This is a genomic window from Shewanella benthica KT99 (genome assembly GCF_000172075.1).
Lineage (GTDB): Bacteria > Pseudomonadota > Gammaproteobacteria > Enterobacterales > Shewanellaceae > Shewanella > Shewanella benthica_A.
Window position 1 is genome coordinate 25,031 of sequence record NZ_ABIC01000018.1, and the last position, 22,838, is coordinate 47,868.

The window sequence follows — 22,838 nt, forward strand, 5'->3', positions numbered from 1 at the left end:
TTATTCCTTTGTTATGGAAGCTTATTGATAGAGCCTTCTTAAGATCTCACCGCGAAGCTGCAACTCGGTGTCGAAAGCGTCATTATTCGATGAGAAGTTGAGTATTAGGCCATCGGCTGCCAGTTGCTTGGCCGCTATTGAGTATGCCATTAGTGTCGTTGGCGTAGATGCGTAGCTTGGATTCACTAAGATCGGCAGATGAGATAGCTCCTTTAACTCCACTAATGCGGCTAAGTCCAGCACAGGTTTGACCGAATCATTGAAGGTTATGATCCCCGATTCGCACAAGATTAGCTGTTGATTACCTTGGCTTAAGATGACTTCTGCAGCGTCAATATATTCCTCAACACTGGCCATGGTATTTCGCTCTAGAATGACAGGCATATGCAGGGAGCCAACTTGTTTTAGCAGGCTGTGGTTATGCATCTGCTTACCGGTTATTAATAATAAGGTGCCATGCTCGGCAGCAAGCTTTAGCTCGACTTCGTGTTCAACCGAGATGATACATTGCAAGCCAAACTGGTAGAGAGACCTCTTAAAGGCGAGAATATTGTGCTCGGCGTTGTGTTGGCGTGATAGCCCTTCCAGAATAACAGCTTGGAATCCTGCCTCTTTCAACGACTTGGCTTTTTGACTGAACAGCTCACTCTCTTGGGGTAATGACACGAGTGCTAATGCACCAAATTGCCCATCTCCTATTTGTAACTGGCCTGAACTTATCTGAGTGGCATCTTGTTTATGTTCTTTAGCCGAACGTAAATGTCGGGAGTTGGCCTGCTTATCGCGGCTATTATCCACGTTGTGTGCTCTGCTAGTATCTGGCTCTATCATAAGTTGACTGTTTGAAAGTTGAGTTGGGTTAACCGTTTCACAGGGGTAACAGCCTAAAACTTTAATGAAGCGGGTAATACGCTCCAGCTCTTTGAGGGCCGATTGCATCTCTGAACTGGATAAATTCGCATCGAGATCTAAGTAAAACATCTCTTCCCAAGGCGTGCCAGGAATTGGCCGGGATTCGAGTTTGCTCATGTTGAGGTTATGCGCTTTGAGTACCAACAAGGCTTCGACTAAGGCTCCTGGTTTCTGGCCGGTAGCCATGATGAGCGTCGTTTTAGCCGGAAGTTGCTCAGGTACGGCTATCGCTTTTCGGGCAACGACGATGAAGCGGCTCTGATTAATTTTCTGGTTAGCCAACTCATTCTGTATTGCTTCAAGCTGATAGAGGGCCCCGCCTTCTGCGCTGCCAATTGCGGCAACACTCGAATCATCGCTCTGCATCACTCTGTCCATGGCTTCGGCGCTGCTTGAGCAATATTCGAGTTTAAATTCAGGGTGTAAACTTAGATAACGACTACACTGGCTGATAGGCTGTGGATGGGCATAAACAGTTTTTATCTCTTTAGTCGTGCTGCCGCCCTTGGCCAGCAGACAGTGAGCGACTTCTATGGTTGTCTCGCCAACGATGGCAAGGCTGGTGTGCTGGAGCACATCATAAACTTCATTGATCGAACCCGATGAGGTATTTTCGATAGGAAGGAAGCCATAATCGGCGTGGCCGGATTCTACCGATTGAATAATCTCGTCGAAACTCTTACAGCCTAGGTCTTGCATATCGACTTGTCGTCTGTCGCAGTAGCGGCTCGCCGCTAAATAGGAGTATGAACCTCTCGCACCAAGGTAAGCGACACAATACTGCTGCTTTTGACTGTCTGGGTTTGCTCTGCCTTGAAGGTAAGCTTGCTGGCTCAGTACAGAATCTTCGATGATATTCTGATAGAGAGAGATAACGTAATGTGCGTCTAGCCCTTGATTTCGCCCCTCTTTCACCAGTCTTGCCAGCAGTTCTTTTTCTCTTTGAGTATCACGAATAGGGCGAATATCTATCTCTTTACTGCGGGCGACATCCAGACTTAAATTACGACGCTTAGCTAAGAGTGATAATAGATCTTTATCTAAAGCGGTGATCTGTTCACGTGTCTGGTTCAAAGCTTGTGGTTTGCTCATGTTGCCCTCAATGTCGCTACTACAAAAATCGGTTACAAAAAAGCCTCCCTAGATGGGGGAATAAAAAAGAAAGTAAAAAAGTAATCGCTAAATATTTTCATCTGTACAAATTAAAGCCCGTGCTCTGCACTGTCAATGAAAATTCATGCATAATTTTTAAACTTATCATTAAAAAAAGCGCACCTGAGGTGCGCTTTGGAATGAAACGAATAAAAAATCAAACTGAGAATACCTCCTCATGGTGATTGAACCTTCAATCTTTCGCTTCTTAACCTCAAATAAGGGAAGCGAGATCTCAGGTTCTCTCGATATCTCTAAAGAAAATATGGATCCGATATCGTTAACTGTTCAGGCTTTATCGCTGTTTTTAGCTCAATGGCCGAATGCGTTGCTGTTGTCATTAGCATCTGCCGCATAGTGGCAATTTAAATCGCCCGCACCTATGTTACGTTTAGCATCACGCGTATAACCGTTTTATTTATCAATATACCTTCTGCTTTCTAATGGAAATCTCGTCTTTCACTTTACCATTTATGATAGAAAGTGGAGTCTTGATTTCACCGCATCCCGGTCAATGGCCTCTCTGTTTACATCTTTCCATTCACTGCTGCCATTAATCTAGTCAAAGCGTTGTGAGATGCGTATTTTACAAACTAGGGCGTGTTAGCTGTTTCTAGCTTATTGGCCTAATGCATTGCAGAAGCTATTGTGATTAGCGATTGCTGCATAGTGGCATATCTATCGCCCGTTCCCTCTTACAAACTTATTTGCTAAGTTTCCCAAGCTTGTTAATTATCTTGCTCTGATGCTAGACCTTAGTGATACTTCACCACCTAAGTTGTGGAAAGTTAGACTCTTTGGCCTTATGTGCAGCCCCAGTTGGAGATGCTCCTCTTATGACTAGGCGAATGTTTGACACAGAGTCAGTCACCATATATTGCTAATTACTAAGCATCCCTGATGGCATTTTTACGCCTATCGTGCCAGTTAAATGTTTTTTACCTCCGAATTGGTGCAGAACATTTTTTCATCTCCACCATACCTTAATAGTAGCATGGTGTAAGGGTTTCGCTCGGTATTACGGTCAATTTACAGTCGGTTTTCGAAATGTGAATCAACCGTTTTTAACACTAGTCGTTTCTGTTTGAAAAACACTGAATCATTGACGACTCAGGCTGCACAATCTTCTTCACATTCGCCTTCAAGATCATTATCGAGCGCTTCCTCATCTCTTTTAAGCGCGGTATAGCGTTGAGCCTCTGGCTTATGGGTCTGGCGGTTTAGCTGTTTCTCTAGCTTCTGTCCCATGGCGTTGATGGCGGAGTAAAGATCTTCATGCTTGGCTTGGGCGAATAGCTTATGACCAGGAATGCCTACAGATGCTTCTATTTTAAACTGCTGCTTCTCTTGAGTGATGATCACATGGGGATTGATGAGCTGTATATCATGCCTAGAGAGCTTCTCTAAACGTGCCTGAATACGTTCGCGCATAAGTGGAGTAACTTCAAGGTGTTTACTGGTAATCTTTATCATATATTGAACCTTTTGTTGTTTCCTTGAATTCAGATTACCAAGCTCAGCAGTAAAAGTCGTGATCTAGATCACGTTTTGTTAGTGATTTTGGACCGTTATCTTTTAATTTGATCACTCAGTCATTTTTAGAAAATATCTGTTAAAAAATCCTTGAAAACTGATTTAAACAGGCTCATATTTGAATGGATAAGTTTAGTTACTTGCCCCAAAACCATCTTCAAATATCATCTGCCGTATATCCTTTTAAGCATCAACTTGGTGTTTAGCTGTTAGATTTTCACTAGGTAAAAAATGAATCATAGAGTTAGAGTTTGGGATATCCCAATAAGAGTATTTCATTGGGCAATGATAGGCCTGTTAGTGGGATTATGGTGGTCGGCAGATGCCGGAGAGTTGGTGTGGCACCAGGTAATGGCTTATTCGATGCTGGTACTGATTGTATTTCGTCTCATCTGGGGCATCGTTGGCAGTGATACAGCCAGGTTCAGTCATTTTATCAAGCACCCAAAAACAGTGTTGCAATATATCACCCAGATCAAACGTCATGGTGTGTCGCCTAGCATAGGTCATAATCCGTTAGGTGGTTATATGGTGTTGGCATTGATAGGTATTTTAACGCTTCAGCTATCAACTGGATTGTTCGCGACTGACGATATCTTTATCGAAGGCCCACTCTATACTTATGTCTCACATGAAACAGCCTTGTGGTTGACCTGGCTACATAAACAAACATTCAATTTCATCTTATTGCTGGCAGCCATTCATGTATTGGCTGTGCTGGTCCATACGTTGAAAGGTGATAAGCTTATTTTGCCTATGATCACTGGCTATAAGAAGGTAGCGGAGCAATCTGGCGGCAGGCTCGCATTCAGATCATTTTTTATCGCACTGCTGCTTTTTGTACTTTTGGCTGGGGTAGTGGGGAATTACCTCATCTTGCCGATTGTCCAGATGTTGTGATTATAATATTATAAATCAGTAGTATAAAAGGCCGGAGTTCATCAGGCTCTAGCCTTTTTTATGACTAAAGATTAAAAAATATTAGCCATTAATCTTTCTTGTAGACGTCATGACAACCTTTACAGCTCTTAGCAACCTGCATAAAAGATTGCTTCAACAATTTTCTATCGTCAGATGCCGAAGCAAGAAGCAGGGCTGCAGCATTGTCCTGTAGGGCTTTCATCTTAGCGTCAAAGTCTGACTTTTCAGTCCATATTTTGGCTAAGGCTTCGGTCTCTCCCTGATCTGAACCTGGGATAAAACCTTCCAGAGGAAGCTTAGACAATGCGGCGACATTCTCCGCGCGCATGGCAAAAATCTCTGAGTCAAACGGCTTCTTGCCTTTTAACATGGCCCCCATATCACCGAAGTTATGCGCCATCAAGCTGAAGGCTGATTGACGGTAATGTATCGCATCATCGGCTTCTTTGAAGTTACTTGCTTGTACCGCTGTAGACAAGATGGCACTAGATACCAATGCCAAAACGGTCATTTTTAATTTTTTGTTCATAGTATGACTCTCACGAATTGTTCTGATTATGTGATGTTCCACTCGGTATTGTATTCTATTTTTATGCTCAGACACCATGACAAAATTCAATGATTTATATGTATAGATGCAACAAGTTATGACTCATCTTCTCTTGTGAGTAAATATCAGTGTCATTTACTTGGAATGGTTTAGCTTCGGCGCATTTGTTGATACACTATCGTAATGGTAGACCAGTACATAGGAGGGTATATGAGAGCAGAATGGGGATTGGTGCTAGAGAAGGTGGTGAATCACCACGATCATAATGCGCTTCTGGAGCTGTTTGAGCTGTTACTCACAGAAGATGAGCGTAGTGCGATTGCCAGTCGACTCAAGGTGTTTCAAGCCCTCCTCGAAGGCGAGTTGAGTCAACGTCAGATCGCCAGTGAATTTCAGATTAGCATAGCGACGATCACTCGTTGCTCAAATTATCTGAAAAACATGACAGAAGAGCAAAGAGATAAAATTAAACTGTTAATACTTGAATAGTCCAGCACAGGTTAAAGATTCGGATATTCCTGAGAAGAATGTGAGCTGTGGCGCCTGTTTGATGAACGTCTGACTAAAATATACAGAGAGTAAGTCATCAGCACAATACCTATGACGAGTCCAATACCTGATGGGAACAGTTTGAATATTAGTGTGGCAAGCAAGAGATAGACGAAGGGAACGGCATCGTAGACTGAGCTGGGAAGTGTGCCAGATTTACGTTTTCTCAGAGGATCTGTACGTCTGTTCTGTGAACGCATATTGTAAATTTTTGCCCCTAAGGTAAACATGACGATGGCCAAAGCTATAGCATAGCCTTGATCTAGCATGAGTAAGCTGGTAGCACCTATGGCCATATAGCTAACGGGGAGAATTTCGTACATGGGTTTAGTTAACATAAACATTCCTTTGTTTGAGTGGTTGCGAATCCATCGCTAATCGAATATTGTTTAGTATAGAGCAAAAAAACCTGCGCCACCTTTTAAAGTGTAACAGGCTTATATCCATTATTTATAAGCGCGATATTGAATATTTACTTTACTTAACTGAACGAGGTTAGCTCTTACAGCCACAGCCGCCATTGCCATCACAACCCTCTTTCGCAGGCTCATCTTTTTTCTCACTACAGCAACCACCTTTATTACTGTGCTCGTGACCGTGATCAGCACCGCTGCCGCAGCAACCTTCTTTATTATTACTGTGCTCGTGACCGTGATCAGCACCGCCGCAGCAACCTTCTTTATTACTGTGCTCGTGACCGTGATCAGCACCGCCGCAGCAACCTTCTTTATTACTGTGCTCGTGACCGTGATCAGCACCGCCGCAGCAATCTTCTTTATTACTGTGCTCATGACCGTGATCAGCACCGCCACCACAGCAGCCACCTTTATGTTCAGAACCACAGCTACCGTGGGCATGAATATGGCCGTGGGCTATCTCTTCGGCTGTAGCTTCACGGACTTCCAGTACTTCGACGCTGAAATGCAGTGACTGACCGGCTAAAGGGTGGTTCCCGTCGACGACGACGACATCATCTTTAATTTCTTTGACTTGAACCGGACGTTGTCCCATTTCTGTATCAGCGATAAAACGCATACCAGGAACGATATCTTCTATATCACCGAATGCACTCAAGGGCACTTCCTGGCGTAGTCCGTCATGATAAGGACCATAACCATTTTCTGCAGCAACCGTTACATCCAGTTTGTCGCCTGCAACTTTACCTTCAAGTTCGGCTTCCAGGCCGGGGATCATGTTTTCGGTACCATGAAGATAGAGCATAGGTTCGCCCTCGAAGGAGTCTTCAATTAACTCACCTTTCTCATCGGTTAAACGGTAGTGGATGCTAACAGCGCTGTGTTGGGTGATTTTCATATCGCCTCCAATTCAAAATGAGCGCGCATTCTAGCGTGGTTTTTATGAGTTAGCGATGATTTGAATCAGCTTATGGTAGGAAGTTCACGATTAAAAAAGCAGGGCTCCCTTAAGTAAAGTGAGGCTTATTTGGGGGAATGAACTAAAAGTGACTAATTAGTTATATTTTATGCGATAAAATGCATAGTGGAGTCAGGTGACCATATAAGGAAAAACTCGTCATTTCACTCGCTATATCATAATCGTTCTGGTTAAAGTGTGTTTTATCAGGTTTACTCAGAAATTAGACTTAATTGCATAATTAAACCATTATTTAACAAAGTAATATAATGTTGCTTTACCTTGTCGTAAACGTGACGTAATTAGGGTTGTTGCCCTAACCATGCAAAATTCTACTTAGATGCAGCTTATCTCGTGGGTAATAGCAGAGAATAGAATAGAACCGTGTTTTTTTGATTAACGTGTTAATCAAGGGTTGACACACACCTTAAAAAAAAGCAATTCTGTAGTCACAGATTTTAAACTTTTTGGATGAGTTCGTTTTTATAATGCCAAGCCTGAATTCAGTTGTAACGACCATTATTACAACCACCACGATTATTATCGTGGGGGCAGGCTGAACATACTCTAACAGAATGTAAATAACAGCCCGCTCCCATACCAAGGAGCGGGCTTTTTTGTTTCTAAGGTAGCGTGGTACAAGGAGAAGATATGAAAGTAATGAAGTTTGGTGGTACCTCGCTGGCCAATTGGCAAAGATTTAACACAGCTGCCGACATCGTCGCCGATACGGCCAAGGAAGAAGCGGTAGCCGTAGTGTTATCGGCTCCGGCGACTGTGACTAACGGTTTACTGGAGATGGTTGAAGCTGCCGTGAGTGGTGGAGACTTTACCTCTGTTTTAGCCGCTGTGGAGTCTGTGTTTAGCGGACTCTATCAAGAAGCCTCTGCTGTACTGCAAGCGTCACAGATTGATTCACTCATGTCAAAACTGACTGAGCAGCTTAGCTTTTGGGAAGATAAACTGCTTGGTATCAGCCTACTCAAGGAGTGCCCTGACTTTGTGAGGGCTGAGGTTTTAGTGGGTGGAGAGCTGTTGTCTGCTGCGCTTATGGTGCAGCTGATGAAAACGAAAGGCTTTAGCTCGCAGCAACTCGTGCCTCAAGACCTGCTTCTTGGTACCGGAGACCCTCTCGAATCACTGATCGATATCGAATCGAGTAAGGCGCGCTTCAGTCAAATTAATTTAGATGAACATAGGGTTTGGGTGATGCCGGGCTTTACTGCCGGCGATAAGCAAGGGCGCACTGTGATTCTAGGTCGTAACGGCTCAGACTACTCAGCTGCGGTATTATCGGCTTGTATCGATGCATCATGTTGTGAGATCTGGACCGACGTCGATGGGATCTACAATACCGATCCCCGTGTGGTCAGTGATGCTAAATTACTTTCCCAGCTGAGTTACCAAGAGGCGATGGAGTTATCCTACTTTGGGGCTAAAGTGCTGCATCCCAAGACCATTTCCCCTATTGCTCAGTATCACATTCCCTGTTATATCCGTAATAGCTTTAATCCTAAAGCGCCGGGGACCTTAGTTTCAAATGAAGCCGATAAGAGTGGCTTAAATGTCAAAGCCATCTCTAATTTAGACGACCAAACCATGTTTGATGTCTCAGGACCTGGGATGAAAGGCATGGTGGGCATGGCGAGTCGCACCTTAGGGGCTATCTCTCGAGCCGGAATTTCAATTTCATTGATCACCCAAAGCTCATCTGAATACAGCATCAGCTTCTGTATCAATACTCAAGATGCAGAAAAAGCCAAGGATTCATTAGAGCTTGAGTTTGAACTGGAACTTAAGAGTGACATTCTAGAGCCTATCGAGATGCGCCATGATTTAGCCATTGTGTCGCTCATAGGTGACGGCATGCGCACCCATAAAGGCGTAGCTGGTAAATTCTTCCAAGCTCTTGCTCAGGCCACGGTGAACATCATTGCTATCGCTCAGGGCTCCTCTGAGCGATCTATCTCAACCGTAATAGAGCAGCGCAAGACTAAGCATGCCATCAGTGCCTGTCATCAGAGCTTCTTCGATGTTCAGCATTATCTGGATGTATTCCTCGTGGGCTGTGGCAATGTAGGCGCCGGGTTGCTGCAACAGATTAAGCAACAAACAGAGATGTTAAAGCAGGAGCATATCTGTATCAGGGTATGCGGCATTGCCAATTCTCGTCATATGCTACTCGATGCTAAAGGCGTTAATCTTAACGAGTGGCAGGGGCTACTCGCAGACAGTCAGACTCAATGGGATATTGAGCAGATGCTTGAATGGGCCAAAGAGGAGCAGCTGTTAAACCCGGTTTTGGTCGACTGTACTTCAAGCGAGCGCGTATCAGATCGCTATATCGATGTTATGAATGCGGGTTTGCACGTGGTAACGCCCAATAAGAAAGCGAATACCCGAGATATCGCTTATTACCGTGGACTGCGTGAAACCGCTCTTAATCAGCGTAGACAGTTTTTATATGAAACGACGGTCGGTGCCGGGCTGCCTGTTATCGATAACTTGAAGAAGCTCCTGTTTGCCGGCGATAAATTGCTCAAGTTTAATGGCATATTATCCGGCTCTCTTTCATACATCTTCGGCATGTTAGATGAGGGGATGTCTTTGTCTGAGGCGACGGCAATTGCCAGAGATAAATGTTTCACAGAGCCTGATCCGCGTGATGATCTTAGTGGCATGGATGTCGCCAGGAAAGTACTCATATTGGCTCGTGAAGTCGGCATGGAACTGGAGCTGGAAGATATTCAGATAGAGTCTGTATTACCTGAGTCATTCGATGCCAGCGGCGATGTGGAAACCTTTATGACTAATCTACCCAAGTTGGATCAGCATATCGCCCAACGGGTTGAAAAAGCCAAGAGTGAAGGCAAGGTACTACGTTATGTCGGCCAGATAGATGATGACGGTTGCCGGGTTAAGATAGCCGAAGTGGACTCTCAAGACCCCTTATATAGCGTAAAAGGAGGTGAGAATGCCTTGGCTTTCTACAGCCGTTATTATCAGCCCATTCCCTTCGTGCTAAGAGGTTATGGTGCGGGGACAGAAGTGACAGCGGCCGGCGTCTTTGCCGATCTTCTCAGGACTCTGAACTGGACGAGGGAGATGAGTGCATGAGTCTGAATATTGATAGTGCGCCGGCTTCTATGGGTAATAATGTTGGCGTTGAGGTAACTGTATATGCACCGGCTTCCATGGGTAACGTGGGTGTTGGATTTGACCTACTCGGTGCTGCTTTAGCGCCAATAGACGGCAGTTTGCTGGGGGACAGAGTCAGTGTCAGTGCGGCAGATACCGGCATACATCTGTCTCTTGCGGGTCATTGGGCCGATAAGTTGCCCCAAGACCCGCAAGAAAATATCGTCTATCAATGTGCCGACTTCTTTCTAAAGCAGCTAGATAGAAAGGATGGTCTGGCTCTGGTGTTAGAGAAGAACCTGCCTGTGGGTAGTGGGTTAGGTTCCAGTGCCAGCTCAGTGGTTGCGGCGCTTTATGCGCTGAATGAATATTTCGATAGACCCTATGATGAGCAAGCCTTGCTACGTCTGATGGGGGAGTTCGAGGGGAAGATCAGCGGCTCGGTTCATTATGATAATGTTGCGCCCTGTTATTTAGGCGGCATGCAGTTGATGCTGGATACTCCATCTAGGCTGTGCGACGCTATTCCAACATTCGATGACTGGTATTGGCTTGTTGCCTATCCGGGGATCTCACTCTCAACGGCTAAGATGCGAGATCTCTTGCCAAAGCAATACGATAAAGCAGTGGTGATCGATTTCGGTCGATATTTAAGTGCCTTCGTCCACGCTTCCTATAAGAAAGATCCTAACTTGGCTATCTCGGTACTCAAAGATGTGTTGGCTGAGCCCTACCGCGCCGCGGCGATTCCAGGCTATGAAGAGTCCAGAGTAGCCCTGGCTGAGATAGGCATGCTGACTAGCGGGATTTCAGGCAGTGGCCCGACACTTTTCTCTATTACCGATAATTTACACACGGCACAAAAAGCGCAAGCCTGGCTTGATAAAAACTATGTTAAGCAGGGGGGATTCTCGCATATCTGTAAAATCGATGCCCAAGGGACTCGCAGAACTGACTCGTTAAACAATTTTAAGATTCAGGATTAAGGTTATCTATTATGCAACTGTACAATTTAAAGCATCCTGCTCAGGTGGTGAGCTTTACTCAGGCACTTAAGTTAGGTCTAGGCAGAGACAGAGGACTATTCTTCCCAAGCGCTATCCCGGTATTGGATGATGTCGACTCGCTGCTGGCATTGCCGTTTGTGGCGAGAAGTAAAAAAATATTGGGTGCCTGGCTAGCCTCGGAGCTTGGACAAGATACCGTCGATAGTCTGGTTGAAAACGCATTCAATTTCGAGCTCTCGTTAGTAAAAATAGATAAAAATAGACACTGTTTAGAGTTATTCCATGGTCCTACTCTAGCCTTCAAAGACTTTGGTGCCAGGTTTATGGCTCAATGCTTAAATGAACTAGCTCCAGACGATAAAATCAACATTCTGACCGCCACTTCCGGCGATACTGGCGCGGCGGTTGCCGATGCCTTCTTTGGCTTGGACAAGATAAAGGTTGTTGTACTCTATCCCAAGGGAAAAATAAGTCTGTTACAGGAGAAGATGTTCACCACCTTAGGTGACAACATACATACTGTTTCAGTGGAGTCGGATTTCGATGCCTGTCAGGCGCTGGTAAAACTCGCATTCGAAGATAGCGATATCCGTGAAGGCCTGCATCTTAACTCGGCTAATTCGATCAATATCAGTCGTCTTCTGGCGCAGATTTGTTATTACTTCGAAGCGGTGGCTCAGTTTAAGCGCCAACATGATCAAGATCCTGTTATCTCTGTGCCTAGCGGTAACTTTGGTAATTTAACTGCTGGTCTGTTTGCTCAAGCCATGGGCTTACCGGTTAAACGTTTTATCGCCGCCACTAACAGCAATGATACTGTGCCACGTTATTTAGATAAGGGTGATTGGTTACCTCATGCTACGGTCGGGACTATGTCCAACGCCATGGATGTTGCCGAGCCGAGTAACTGGCCCAGAGTCGAAGCCATCATAGAGAAGATGAACTGGTCACTGGCGGATATCTCTGCTGTGGCATTGTCTGAATCAGATACTTCGGCAGCATTGCAACAGTTAAATGATGCCGGTTACCTGTCGGAGCCCCACGCAGCTATTGCCGCTCAGGCATTGAATATGACCATGGCAACAGGTGAGAAAGGCATCTTTTTAGGCACCGCTCACCCGGCTAAATTTAAAGATGTTGTCGATCGTGAACTGGGCATGAATTTACCCCTGCCACCTGAGCTAGCGGCAGTCGCCGATAAAGAGATCTTGTCAGTCACCTTAGATGACAATTTTGCCGATCTGAAGGCCCATCTGTTTAAGGTGTTATAAACCTGACTCGCTGAAACATAAACTAAAAGAGGGTATTAGCCCTCTTTTTTTATGAACTACATATGTGTATCTCATGTGTTCTTTGTGGTTTTTTAGTGCTTTAGCACGCGCAAGTGATCCATTTACGCACTCGGGTCTCTTTTAGTGGTTACCCGTGTATCACCATGTATCGTACCGTTGGTTTTTTAGTGTGATCTGGATCGCGGCTTTTCCGGGTGAATTTTTATATCTTGCGCCACAGTTTATCCAAAAGGTTTTATACTGTGTCAAAATTTATAACTGCTTTGCTTGCCAGCAGCCTCCTCATAGGTTGCGCCACTTCAGATGATCAACAAGAGTTTTACTACCGAATTAATGAAGCTTACGATTTCGAAGTCACACATTGTGACTTAAACTGCGTAGCCAGTTTATCTCCTGAGGCCAAATATCGGCGTTAATCGTCTCTAACACCATAGGGATTCTCTTCGTCGCGGGGTGATTCATGATAAAGCCAAAGGCGGCTTGGCCAATATGACCTAATCCCAGCGATTCATGTCTGTCGACTCTGCTGTTCAGCGGCGTCTTACTGTCATTTAAGTGCATAGCCTTTAAGTATTTATCGCCTACAATATCATCGAACAGTTTAAAACTGTGTTGGCAGGCCTCTTCAGTGGTCAGATCATAGCCAGCGGCAAACATGTGACAGGTATCGAGACAGATCCCCACCCGTGTTTTGTCTTCGACACCTTGTATAATTTGCGCTAACTGCTCAAAACTGTGGCCTAAATTTGACCCTTGTCCCGCGGTATTTTCAATCACGGCTGTGACCTGGCTACTTCTCTCCAGTGCCATATTGATAGAGTCGCTGATACGAGATAAGCATTCATCTATCTCGATTTTTCTGAGATGGCTGCCGGGATGGAAGTTCAGTAGCGTCAGCCCCATCTGTTCACATCTTTGCATCTCTTCAAAGAATGCCAGTCTGGACTTCTCTAGTTGCTCTGCATCAGGATGCCCGAGGTTGATTAAGTAGCTGTCGTGGGGGAGTATCCCGTCACTGGATATATTGGCTGCTAAACAATTGCGTTTGAAGCTTTCTATCTGCTCTTGAGTTAATGGTGCCGCTTGCCATCGTCGTTGATTTTTGGTGAATAGTGCAAACGCGTTTGCACCTATTTTCTTTGCATTGATAGGCGCATTTTGTATGCCACCTGCGGCACTCACATGAGCACCAATCCATCTTAACTCTGTCATTAACTCGGGCCTTTTCATTGAGCAGAAAGAATTAGTTACAAGCTTTGTCACTAATATTGTCGCGAATTATCCAAGTTTTACTATGCTTTATTTAATTCTGCTATTTGAATTATATTCATAATATTGAAGCAGCGATAACTTCACGGATGATAGGGAACGGACTCTACAGTGTTTAAAGAATTCTCTCAAACCGATATTAATCCCTTTTGGCCGAACTAGGAAAACTACAAGCAAATTTTATCAATGGCGCAGACGTACTCCTGCCCCTGTGCCGCATATTAGCGGACGTTAGCCAATCTCAAGCGGTAATGATTATTCCTAAAGACACACTGGACAGCGACGATATGCCCGCTTCTGCCACATGTTGGTGTCGAGATCCCGTTCGCTATTTAACCCTATGGAAAGAAGCTAAGGCTTGGCCGTTTTCCAATCTGGAACCGATAGTTCATCGTTGGCAGTCTTTCGTTATCTGGCCAGCAAAGCGAGTCAATATACAGATATTTTTTCATTCATCCAGCGATCAATGGTTGGCATTTCTATTAGGCTCAAGCGATCTTTTGTCGGATATTATCATGGGGATGTTGCTACAACATACTCTTGAGTGGCAAGACAGAGGCGTTCATTGTGTAGATAGTGAGCTGTTCCAATCTATAGTCAGTAACAGTGAATACCTGATTTTAGTCGCTAGCCGCTCCCCATTTGGAGTGCCGAGTATCATGTACGCCAATGCGGCGGCGACCAGTATCAGTCATTACCCACGTAGCCAGCTTATAGGCAAACCCATCACACTGTTATTTCAAGAGGAGCTGAATCAATCCGCAGCAGGTGGTCGAGAGAATGATCTGCTACAAGCGATTAATTCGCGACGAGAGTTTGATGGAGAGCTCATCTGCAGTAAGGCCGATAACGAAACTGCTGTGTTACATATGCATCTGGTCGCATTGGAGGAGCACAGTGAACATGGCAGCTTGTTTGCGCTTGTTGGCAGAGATATTACCGAGCATAAGCAACTTCAGCAGATCATGGCGCGCACCCAAAAAATGCAGGCCATGGGACAGCTAGTCGGTGGTATTGCTCATGATTTTAATAATATTCTCGGAGTATTGAAGGGCAACTTGGAATTAATGCAGCTTAAAACCCGTGAAGAGAAAATTGCCCGTTATCTTGCCACTGCCTTTAAAGCATGCCAAAGAGGGACAGACCTGACCAGGCGTCTACTGCAGTTTTCCAGGCAGGAACAATTCAGTGCCAACCTGTATCAGGTCAATGATGTTATTGAAGGTATCGAGGAGCTGATAGGTAAATCTTTAACTACGCAGGTCAGTCTTATATTAGAGCCCGGGCAAGAACTTGATGAAATTCTTGTCGATCGTGGCGATCTGGAGGATGCGTTATTAAATCTTGTCTTAAATGCAAGAGATGCCATGGGAGGTGAAGGAAAGATAATCATACGTAGCGGTATAGAGTCCCTGGCGGGATTTCTGCCAGGCTTATGTGGTCGCCCTATGGTGGAAACTGGCCGATACATCACAGTGTCTGTATTAGATACTGGCTCTGGCATTGCTCCCCATCTATTAGACAAAATCTTCGAACCTTTCTTCACCACTAAAGACAAGAGCGATGGTACCGGACTCGGCCTCTCTATGGTTTATGGTTTTGTGAAACGATCTAATGGCTATATGAGTGTCATTAAGTCGGATAGTTCTGGTACTGAATTTAGGCTCTGGTTCCCTGTGGCCAAACAGAAGGTGCGGCAAGTGCAAAGTGTGGTTGAGAGGCACGAGGCGCCTAAGGTATCTCAGAGTCTTAAAGTCTTGATTGTCGATGATGAAGTGGACTTGTTGAATGTCTTACAAGAGTATTGTGAGATCTTGGGTATGGAAGTTGAAGCATATTCAGACCCTTTAGTGGTAAGGGAAAAATATAAAGCAGGGCTTAATGGCATTGATTTATTGATCACCGATGTACTTATGCCTGGCGGAATTAATGGTTATGAGTTGGCCAAGGAGCTCTGTGCTAAGGAAAATATTTTGGTACTGCTTATCTCTGGGTTTATTGGTGATATAGGGTTAACCAGTAACGAGGATATGCCCTATCAGGTGTTGCATAAACCTTTCGCTATCGATGGTTTGGTGGGAGCACTGCAACAGCTTGGTATTCACTTTTCACAGCAGAGATAGAATGAGTTCAATACATGATGCTGCTGGGGGCATTGAGTCCATTTAGATCTAACACTAGGGTGTCATAGGTATGAATCAAGTTAGTGTTAATCGTTTTGACGTCATTTCAACGTACATTGGCTGCTATTCGAGAGGCATTTTGTGATGGAAGAGATATTCGTATGGATCGTTGATGATGATGAAGATTATTGTGAGCTGATTGAGGAAGTGCTTAATGATCATTATCGGGTCACAGTGTTTCATGAGGCGAGTACATATCGCGAATCTTTAATTGATAGCACCCCCGACCTTGTGTTAATGGACATCAATTTGCCTGATGTGAGTGGTATCGAACTCTGTCGGGAACTCACAGAGTCAGGCAAAGACAGTGCGGTGATCTTTGTCTCTGGCATGAATACCTTAGAGGAGAGGCTGAGAGCCTATGACGTCAGTGCCGTGGATTTTATTGCCAAACCTTTTGAGATAAAAGAACTACTGGCAAAAGTTCAGGCTGTGGCTTCCTATCAGTCAAAGAGGCGTTCACTTGTTCAGTCAGAATCTATGTCGAGGAATATGGCGTTTCAGTCGATGACAGAATCGTCTCAATATGGCGCCGTGTTACAGTTTTTTAGGCAATGTTTCTTATGCCAAGATTTTCAGAGTCTGGCCGATGCCTTCTTTGACTTGATGCAACAACTTAATCTTAATACCTGTCTAGAGATAAGAGATGATGAGGTGCATTACTTTGCCCCTCAGCATGCTGATATCAGTCCGATAGAGGCAAATATACTCGAGCTACTGGATAAGCACGGGCGTTTATATGATTTTGGCAGCCGCACCATCTGTAATGATAAGCATGTTTCCTTCTTGATAAAAAATATGCCGGTGGATGATGAAGTCCTCTATGGACGGCTTCGGGACATCATTGCCGTTATTGTCGAGGGGTTGGAGGCCAGAGTGATGGATATAGGTCGTCAACAGACACTTCAGCATGTATTTGTGGAGATACAAGCCTTGCTTGGTAAGATTAACGGCGCAATCTTAGAACATGATGAGAAGTTCAGTGCAGCATTAACAGGAATGACCACAGAGATCCGTAGTAGTTTCCATATACTTGATATGACTGAGGAGCAGGAACATTATTTTGCCTCCTTGCTAGAGCGAAACTTAAAGGAAGCCAATTCGGCTGGAGATGCCTTCTATCGTTTACAGGGCTCATTAAATACGGTGAAAAATTTTGTTGAATCCAGTGTTGCCTCATAGATAAATAATAATGACCTTTGATTTAATTAATTTAAATAGTTCCTGTTTCATTGATCTTAATCAGAACGCCTTAATAATTACCTTTGATATATTGGGTATTATTTCATCTGTTTACTAGTATTGTATATATAAGGTATTCGGATTATGGAGACAACTATGCTTGCAAGGCTTAATCATGATCATAAGCATATCGCGATATTACTCAATATTCTGAAGGTTAAACACAACAGATTAGCTCAAGGGGAAGCGGTTAACTTTAATCTTATCAGAGATGTTGTTGAGTATATGCAGAGTTATGCCGAGCATAGCCATCACCCTTTAGAAGATATTATTTATAGTTACTATCTAAAGAAAACAGCTCAGACAGGGACTAAAAAGTTGGCTGAGCAACACCAAGGCTTGGTTGATGCCTCGGCTTCTTTAATGGCATCATTAAATCTCATATTAAGTGATGTCGTGGTATCTAGAGAGCAGCTTGTATTGGATCTTAAGGCATATGTTATCTTGCAAGAAGATCATATGTTGTTTGAAGAGAGAGACATATTTCCTCGATGGGCGGAGGTGATAGATCAAACTGATTGGCAGGAGATACAAGCACTATGCTCACTGAAACTCATCGATGATCCGCTCTTTAGTGATAATGACAATGCAGTATTTGAGGAGTTAAGAGATTACATCACTAGGGATGAGTAGACACTTAAGCGCTTAGCTTTAAGTTCTAAGTTATGAGCGTTAAGTTCCTAGTGCCTAGGTTCTGACCTAAGTGTTCCAGACACAAAGTAAATTTCTACCCATCCATGGGGAATTTACATAAGTGTTCCAGACACAAAGTAAATTTCTACCCATCCATGGGGAATTTACATAAGTGTTCCAGACACAAAGTAAATTTCTACCCATCCATGGGAAATTTACATAAGTGTTCCAGACACAAAGTAAATTTCTACCCATCCATGGGAAATTTACATAAGTGTTCCAGACACAAAAAAGAGCGAAAATGCGCTCTTCTTATGTGATGATTTTACATCAGGAGGTTGTCTAATTCACCATCGAAGTTGTTATCTATATTTTGCAGCTCTTTGAGTAGACGGTGCCTCTCTTGCAGTGCCTCGATTTCACGCCATTTGCGTTTCTTGTTGGAGCTTCTCGAGCGGCTTGGTCTTTCTATCACTGTATCTAGCGCACTACCATAATCGAGTCGATTCATGGTGACCTCCTGTTGTTGTATTTCTATTCAATCAAATAAATACCACACTTTTAAAATAGTGTGCAACATAAATGTTTCATTTATGTTAGCTGGCGGTGAGGGTTTTATGACGTGAAAGGTGATTATTTTGCGTTAACTACAAAGAATATTTACAATATTTAGAGGTATAAACTACGGAATAAAAAAAGCCAGTGTAAACTGGCTTTTTTATCATCAGAGGATTTTCAGAGTGTTCTAGATTGACTCTTGCCTGAACATATTGATCAGGCCATTAGTTGAGCTGTCCAGCTCACTTGCATCTTGCTCTGCTCCGAGTCTGGCTAAAACATCATTGCCTAATGTTTTACCTAGCTCGACGCCCCATTGATCGAATGAGTTGATGTTCCAAATTGCGCCCTGAACGAAGGTTCTGTGTTCATAGAGTGCGATGAGGGAACCAAGAGTTCCAGGTGTTAGCTTATCCATTAAGATGGTATTGCTTGGCTTGTTACCTTGCATCTCTTTATGCTTGGCTAGGGTGCTCTTTTCATCGATTGAGAGGTCACTGCCTTCAAGTTCAGCTAAGGCTTCTTCATAAGAGCGCCCTTGCATCAGTGCTTGGGTTTGAGCAAAACAGTTTGATGCGAGTTGGATATGATGCTCTCCTAAGGGGTTATGGCTCTTGAGAGGCATAATAAAGTCGGCAGGAATGAGCGCCGTACCTTGATGCAATAACTGATGATAGGCGTGTTGACCGTTAGTGCCTTCGCCGCCCCAGATAACCGGCCCAGTGCTGAAATCGACGTGAGTGCCATCTAAGGTGACAGACTTACCATTACTCTCCATGTCTAGCTGCTGGAAATAGGCTGGAAGTCCTCTCAGATAATGATCATAGGTCAATACCACATGGGACTGAGCATTATGGAAGTTACCGTACAGTAGTGAAAATAGTCCCATAATTACCGGCATATTTTCTGATAGCGGCGTGTTGGCAAAATGCTTATCCATCTCATGAGCACCATCAAGCAGTTCACGGAAGTTATCCATGCCTATCATTAATGCTATGGGCAAGCCTATGGCTGACCAGAGTGAATAACGACCGCCAACCCAATCCCACATAGGGAAGATATTATCGGCATCGATACCGAACTCTGTCGCTTTGGCTACATTGGAGGTGACAGCAACAAAATGCTGAGCGATATCTTCCTGACTCGCCCCATTGCTCATAAACCACTCTTTAGCACTTAAGGTGTTAGTCAAGGTTTCTTGAGTAGCGAACGACTTAGATGACATGATAAACAAAGTCGTTTCTGCATCGAGAGGTTTAAGCTTCTCGGTGATGGACGTGCCATCGACATTACCAACGAAGTGGCAATTGAGCGCTTTATTCCAATAAGGTCTGAGCGCTTGAGACACTATCTTAGGGCCTAAGAAGGACCCGCCGATACCGATACTGACGATATCTGTGATCGACTTGCCAGTGTAGCCTTTCCAGCTTCCGGAAGTGATTGCAGTGACAAATGTCGCCATTTGAGCTTGAGTCTGCTGAACTTCTTCGACGATATTTGTACCGTCTAGCATTATTTTTTGTTCAGGCTTTGCGCGCAGTGCGGTATGTAGCACCGCACGTTTTTCGGTGGTGTTGATCACGTCACCGCCAAACATAGCCTTGATTTTAGCCGCTAGCTTAGTCTCGTCTGCAAGCTTGAATAGTAGAGATAAGGTCTCATTATTAGCCCTGTTTTTGGAATAATCCAAAAACAGGCCACAAGCCGATGTCGACATAGTGTCGAACCTGAGTTTATCTTCTGCAAAAAGCACTCTCATATGAGGCAAGTTCTTGGTATGCGCCTTTAGCTCATTCCAAGTCTGACTCTGGGTTAGCTCAGTCATCCTGTCTTACTCCTTAAGAGGCCAGTTTCTCTTTCAGCATCACTTCGAGCTTATCTTGGTCGATAGCGAAGTTTCTAATGCCTTCGGCAAGTTTTTGAACTGCCATAGGATCTTCGTTAAACTCCCAGCGGAATTGTGCCTCTGTTAGTGGCTCACCTGGTGTAACTGATGGCTCAACAGGAACAAGTTTACGCACCACCTGAGCCTGTGAATTAGCCATATCTTCGAGCAGTGCAGGACCTATTGTTAGGCGGTCACAGCCCGCAAGCTCGAGGATTTCACCTGTGTTGCGGAAGCTGGCGCCCATGACGACGGTGTTGAAGCCATGGCTTTTGTAATAGTTGTAGATCTCGGTAACTGAAACAACACCTGGGTCTTCACTAGCACTGTAGTCCAGACCGGTGTCTTTCTTATACCAATCTAAGATTCTGCCGACAAACGGAGAGATAAGGTAAACACCGGCTTCAGCACAAGCACGGGCCTGAGCAAAGCAGAATAGTAGCGTTAGATTACAGTTAATGCCTTCTTGCTCTAGCTGCTTAGCGGCGCATATGCCTTCCCACGTGGAAGCTAGCTTGATCAAAATTCGTGACTTATCTATGCCAGCTTCTTGATACAGTCTAATCAGCTTATGGGCTTTTTCGATCGAACCGGCTTGGTCGAAAGAGAGTCTTGCGTCAACTTCAGTGGAGATACGACCAGGAACGATCTTTAAGATCTCTACACCAATATTGACCGCAAGCTTGTCACCCGCATCTTCGAGCTGTTGCTCAATTACATCACTTTGTGATTTAGCCCAAGTGATAGCGTTGTCGATTAGATGGCCATAATCTGGGATCTGGGCTGCTTTTAATATGAGAGACGGGTTAGTCGTCGCATCTTGTGGTTGGTAACGCTTGATGGCCTCAATGTCACCGGTATCGGCGACTATGGTGGTAAAAGATTTTAATTGCTCGAGTGTATTAGCCATAAAAATAACATCCTTCTTAAGAAGCAGCTTAAGGTTTGTGATTGTTTGAGAGTATTAGAAGCGATTTTGATGATATTTCCAACCGTAAATGAAAAAAAATTACAGTAAAGTTGTAAAGTATCAGTAAAAGCGCTTGTTACTCGCCCATTTACGCTAAATGTTAGTCAAAAATAGGTAGCTGAGAGTATAGCGTGCCAGTTGATTTTGAGTATAGATAAAATCCAGCTTTAGTATTACAACATGATTAAACTTTAGATAAAAATGAGTGAAACATTCGAATTGTTACAGACTGGTATCAATTGCATTTAGGCTGTTCTAGCATCATAAAAAATCGCTGGACCAGGCAGCGATTTTTATGTATCGGCAAGAGAGAGTGATTACTTGATCAGTGCTTCTCTTTTCACGCCAGTGACATGAGCTTCGATACGACGGTTAGCCTTGTTTGCTTCGGCGCTGTTACCTTGGATAACAGCTTGTGTGATACCGAAACCTTTAGCTTCTACGCGATCTTGGCTAATGCCATATTTCTCGACAAGAATCTTAGCAACGGCTTTCGCACGCTTGTCTGATAAGGCCATGTTGTAGTCGGCTTTACCTACATCTGAAGCGTGACCCGAGATCAACACTGTCGATTCAGGCTTCTTATTCATGTAAGTAGCCAGCTTCTCAATGTGCGCGAAAGACTCAGTCTTTACCACTGAAGAGTTATTAGCAAACTGGATAGAACCCAGATCGCGTTGCTCGGTAGTTTCTGTGTAGATAGTACAACCCTTCGCATCAACCTTATGATTGGCAGCAGTGTCTGGACACTGATCCATATCATCGGTGACGCCATCGTTATCAGAGTCGACAACAACAGCGGCAACAATTGGTGCAACAACAGCAGCTGGAGTACCGAAACGGTAGCTAAGCTCTAGGCCCCAGTAGTTGCTTTCCATAGCAAGTGTGTTCCACTTGTCTTCATCTAAGTTTTCGTAACGACGATACTTGGCCTGAAGTTTCAAGTTCTCGGTGATGTTATAACCAATACCTGTGCCAATGTAAGGTGCAATACCGCTGTCACTGTAATACTCACTGCCATATTCTTTATTGTTCGACAGTGTGTAATTCATCGCGCCGGCTTCAGCCGATAGGCTCCAGCGGTTAGCGATTGGCCAGAAACCTACGACTCCCAAGCTCAAGCCTTTAGCGCCAACATCATTCATCTTATTGGCGTAATCTACCCACTCGGCACGACCAAGATCGCGATAGCCTAGTTCAACAGCGAAATAGTCGTTAAAAAGGTAACCAGCAAACACATCCCATGCGTAAGGATCATCTTTACCACAGCTCTTCATGGTCTTCATGTCGCAGTTTGGCTCGTAATTATTTACGCCAAGACCGCCGCCGACATACCAGGGAGTGAGTTCTTGAGCCGCGTTAGCAGCGAAAGGGAGCATTGAAGTCAGCAGAATAGCTTTCAATGTATTGTTCATCATTTTAAATCCTTTGTTATTTATCTTTCCCCAATGCTGTTTCACTCGTTGGTGAAACACCGCCAGCACCTTGATAGGGGATTTCTTTGGTTTAATCAGCTAGCTGACGCTATTATCTACGGCTTTATGATTAATTTACAATGTAAATGTGATTTAAATCATTACCTTTATCGTTTTTAAGCATAAAAAAAGTGCATTCTAAAAGAATGCACTCAGTGATGTTATCAAGGTGTTTTCACCTTGTTGGTTTAATGA

General features: G+C 44.2%; 18 protein-coding genes. 8 read left to right on the plus strand and 10 right to left on the minus strand.

Annotated features, from left to right (window positions below; all coding sequences use genetic code 11):
* Positions 1-21: 21 nt before the first annotated feature.
* Entirely contained in the window at positions 22-2,004 is a 1,983-nt protein-coding gene (locus tag KT99_RS10175; protein ID WP_005499645.1) for a chorismate mutase, read from the minus strand.
* Positions 2,005-3,174: 1,170 nt separating this feature from the next.
* Positions 3,175-3,537, minus strand: coding sequence for a ribosome hibernation-promoting factor, HPF/YfiA family (gene hpf, locus KT99_RS10185; RefSeq protein WP_005499647.1), 363 nt, complete (start codon positions 3,535-3,537; stop codon positions 3,175-3,177).
* A 291-nt stretch (positions 3,538-3,828) separates the two neighbouring features.
* On the opposite strand from hpf, the gene KT99_RS10190 reads away from it, so the two are divergent.
* Entirely contained in the window at positions 3,829-4,497 is a 669-nt protein-coding gene (locus tag KT99_RS10190; RefSeq protein WP_040571849.1) for a cytochrome b/b6 domain-containing protein, read from the plus strand.
* Positions 4,498-4,585: 88 nt separating this feature from the next.
* On the opposite strand, the gene KT99_RS10195 is transcribed toward KT99_RS10190, so the two are convergent.
* Complete coding sequence (locus KT99_RS10195) at positions 4,586-5,047, minus strand: c-type cytochrome (RefSeq protein WP_005499649.1); 462 nt, start codon at positions 5,045-5,047, stop codon at positions 4,586-4,588.
* Positions 5,048-5,278: 231 nt separating this feature from the next.
* On the opposite strand from KT99_RS10195, the gene trpR reads away from it, so the two are divergent.
* The gene (gene trpR / locus KT99_RS10200) at positions 5,279-5,557 is read left to right on the plus strand and encodes a trp operon repressor (protein WP_005499651.1); all 279 of its coding nucleotides are present in this window, start codon (positions 5,279-5,281) and stop codon (positions 5,555-5,557) included.
* 11 nt (positions 5,558-5,568) lie between these two features.
* Here trpR and KT99_RS10205 read toward each other — a convergent pair whose 3' ends face one another.
* Entirely contained in the window at positions 5,569-5,955 is a 387-nt protein-coding gene (locus KT99_RS10205) for a hypothetical protein (protein WP_040571850.1), read from the minus strand.
* A gap of 157 nt (positions 5,956-6,112) precedes the next feature.
* Positions 6,113-6,931, minus strand: a complete 819-nt coding sequence (gene slyD / locus KT99_RS10210) for a peptidylprolyl isomerase (RefSeq protein WP_005499660.1) — start codon at positions 6,929-6,931, stop codon at positions 6,113-6,115.
* A 711-nt stretch (positions 6,932-7,642) separates the two neighbouring features.
* Here slyD and thrA point away from each other — a divergent pair.
* The 3 genes from thrA to thrC are packed head-to-tail and all read left to right on the plus strand — an operon-like array spanning position 7,643 to position 12,407.
* Positions 7,643-10,108 (plus strand): bifunctional aspartate kinase/homoserine dehydrogenase I, encoded by a 2,466-nt coding sequence (thrA, locus tag KT99_RS10215; protein ID WP_040571851.1) that lies wholly within the window; start codon positions 7,643-7,645, stop codon positions 10,106-10,108.
* On the plus strand, positions 10,105-11,115 hold the full coding sequence (gene thrB / locus KT99_RS10220; protein WP_005499664.1) for a homoserine kinase: 1,011 nt from the start codon (positions 10,105-10,107) through the stop codon (positions 11,113-11,115). The genes thrA and thrB overlap by 4 nt, the downstream gene beginning before the upstream one ends.
* A gap of 11 nt (positions 11,116-11,126) precedes the next feature.
* Positions 11,127-12,407, plus strand: coding sequence for a threonine synthase (gene thrC / locus KT99_RS10225; protein ID WP_005499666.1), 1,281 nt, complete (start codon positions 11,127-11,129; stop codon positions 12,405-12,407).
* A gap of 375 nt (positions 12,408-12,782) precedes the next feature.
* Here thrC and nfo read toward each other — a convergent pair whose 3' ends face one another.
* Entirely contained in the window at positions 12,783-13,640 is an 858-nt protein-coding gene (nfo, locus tag KT99_RS10230) for a deoxyribonuclease IV (protein WP_005499667.1), read from the minus strand.
* A 206-nt stretch (positions 13,641-13,846) separates the two neighbouring features.
* Here nfo and KT99_RS20130 point away from each other — a divergent pair, with 206 nt between their 5' ends.
* From KT99_RS20130 to KT99_RS10245, 3 genes are all read left to right on the plus strand, one after another.
* Positions 13,847-15,820, plus strand: coding sequence for a hybrid sensor histidine kinase/response regulator (locus tag KT99_RS20130; protein WP_232504283.1), 1,974 nt, complete (start codon positions 13,847-13,849; stop codon positions 15,818-15,820).
* A 144-nt stretch (positions 15,821-15,964) separates the two neighbouring features.
* A complete protein-coding gene (locus tag KT99_RS10240; RefSeq protein WP_005499671.1) occupies positions 15,965-17,062 on the plus strand; it encodes a response regulator transcription factor in 1,098 nt (365 codons plus the stop codon).
* Between the two features lie 156 nt (positions 17,063-17,218).
* Positions 17,219-17,755: a hemerythrin domain-containing protein gene (locus KT99_RS10245; protein WP_040571852.1), complete on the plus strand. Its 537-nt coding sequence runs from the start codon at positions 17,219-17,221 to the stop codon at positions 17,753-17,755.
* Between the two features lie 325 nt (positions 17,756-18,080).
* Here the strand turns inward: KT99_RS10245 and KT99_RS10250 are convergent, their stop codons facing one another.
* The 4 genes from KT99_RS10250 to KT99_RS10265 form a co-directional block, all read right to left on the minus strand.
* The gene (locus tag KT99_RS10250; protein WP_005499676.1) at positions 18,081-18,266 is read right to left on the minus strand and encodes a DUF3545 family protein; all 186 of its coding nucleotides are present in this window, start codon (positions 18,264-18,266) and stop codon (positions 18,081-18,083) included.
* Between the two features lie 234 nt (positions 18,267-18,500).
* Positions 18,501-20,138 carry a glucose-6-phosphate isomerase gene (gene pgi, locus KT99_RS10255; RefSeq protein WP_005499678.1) on the minus strand — a complete coding sequence of 546 codons (1,638 nt, stop codon included), beginning with the start codon at positions 20,136-20,138 and terminating at the stop codon, positions 18,501-18,503.
* Between the two features lie 13 nt (positions 20,139-20,151).
* Positions 20,152-21,108 (minus strand): transaldolase, encoded by a 957-nt coding sequence (gene tal, locus KT99_RS10260; RefSeq protein WP_005499680.1) that lies wholly within the window; start codon positions 21,106-21,108, stop codon positions 20,152-20,154.
* A gap of 377 nt (positions 21,109-21,485) precedes the next feature.
* A complete protein-coding gene (locus tag KT99_RS10265) occupies positions 21,486-22,586 on the minus strand; it encodes an OmpA family protein (protein ID WP_040571853.1) in 1,101 nt (366 codons plus the stop codon).
* Between the last annotated feature and the right edge of the window lie 252 nt (positions 22,587-22,838).

Excerpts from the sequence above, each read along its gene's own strand:
- pgi (WP_005499678.1), bottom strand. The coding sequence starts at position 20,138 with ATGACTGAGCTAACCCAGAGTCAGACTTGGAATGAGCTAAAGGCGCAT.
- KT99_RS10195 (WP_005499649.1), bottom strand. The coding sequence starts at position 5,047 with ATGAACAAAAAATTAAAAATGACCGTTTTGGCATTGGTATCTAGTGCC.
- KT99_RS10240 (WP_005499671.1), top strand. The coding sequence starts at position 15,965 with ATGGAAGAGATATTCGTATGGATCGTTGATGATGATGAAGATTATTGT.
- slyD (WP_005499660.1), bottom strand. The coding sequence starts at position 6,931 with ATGAAAATCACCCAACACAGCGCTGTTAGCATCCACTACCGTTTAACC.
- KT99_RS10205 (WP_040571850.1), bottom strand. The coding sequence starts at position 5,955 with ATGTTAACTAAACCCATGTACGAAATTCTCCCCGTTAGCTATATGGCC.
- thrA (WP_040571851.1), top strand. The coding sequence starts at position 7,643 with ATGAAAGTAATGAAGTTTGGTGGTACCTCGCTGGCCAATTGGCAAAGA.
- KT99_RS10175 (WP_005499645.1), bottom strand. The coding sequence starts at position 2,004 with ATGAGCAAACCACAAGCTTTGAACCAGACACGTGAACAGATCACCGCT.
- thrB (WP_005499664.1), top strand. The coding sequence starts at position 10,105 with ATGAGTCTGAATATTGATAGTGCGCCGGCTTCTATGGGTAATAATGTT.
- thrC (WP_005499666.1), top strand. The coding sequence starts at position 11,127 with ATGCAACTGTACAATTTAAAGCATCCTGCTCAGGTGGTGAGCTTTACT.
- KT99_RS10265 (WP_040571853.1), bottom strand. The coding sequence starts at position 22,586 with ATGATGAACAATACATTGAAAGCTATTCTGCTGACTTCAATGCTCCCT.
- nfo (WP_005499667.1), bottom strand. The coding sequence starts at position 13,640 with ATGACAGAGTTAAGATGGATTGGTGCTCATGTGAGTGCCGCAGGTGGC.
- hpf (WP_005499647.1), bottom strand. The coding sequence starts at position 3,537 with ATGATAAAGATTACCAGTAAACACCTTGAAGTTACTCCACTTATGCGC.
- KT99_RS10190 (WP_040571849.1), top strand. The coding sequence starts at position 3,829 with ATGAATCATAGAGTTAGAGTTTGGGATATCCCAATAAGAGTATTTCAT.
- tal (WP_005499680.1), bottom strand. The coding sequence starts at position 21,108 with ATGGCTAATACACTCGAGCAATTAAAATCTTTTACCACCATAGTCGCC.
- KT99_RS10250 (WP_005499676.1), bottom strand. The coding sequence starts at position 18,266 with ATGAATCGACTCGATTATGGTAGTGCGCTAGATACAGTGATAGAAAGA.
- KT99_RS10245 (WP_040571852.1), top strand. The coding sequence starts at position 17,219 with ATGCTTGCAAGGCTTAATCATGATCATAAGCATATCGCGATATTACTC.
- trpR (WP_005499651.1), top strand. The coding sequence starts at position 5,279 with ATGAGAGCAGAATGGGGATTGGTGCTAGAGAAGGTGGTGAATCACCAC.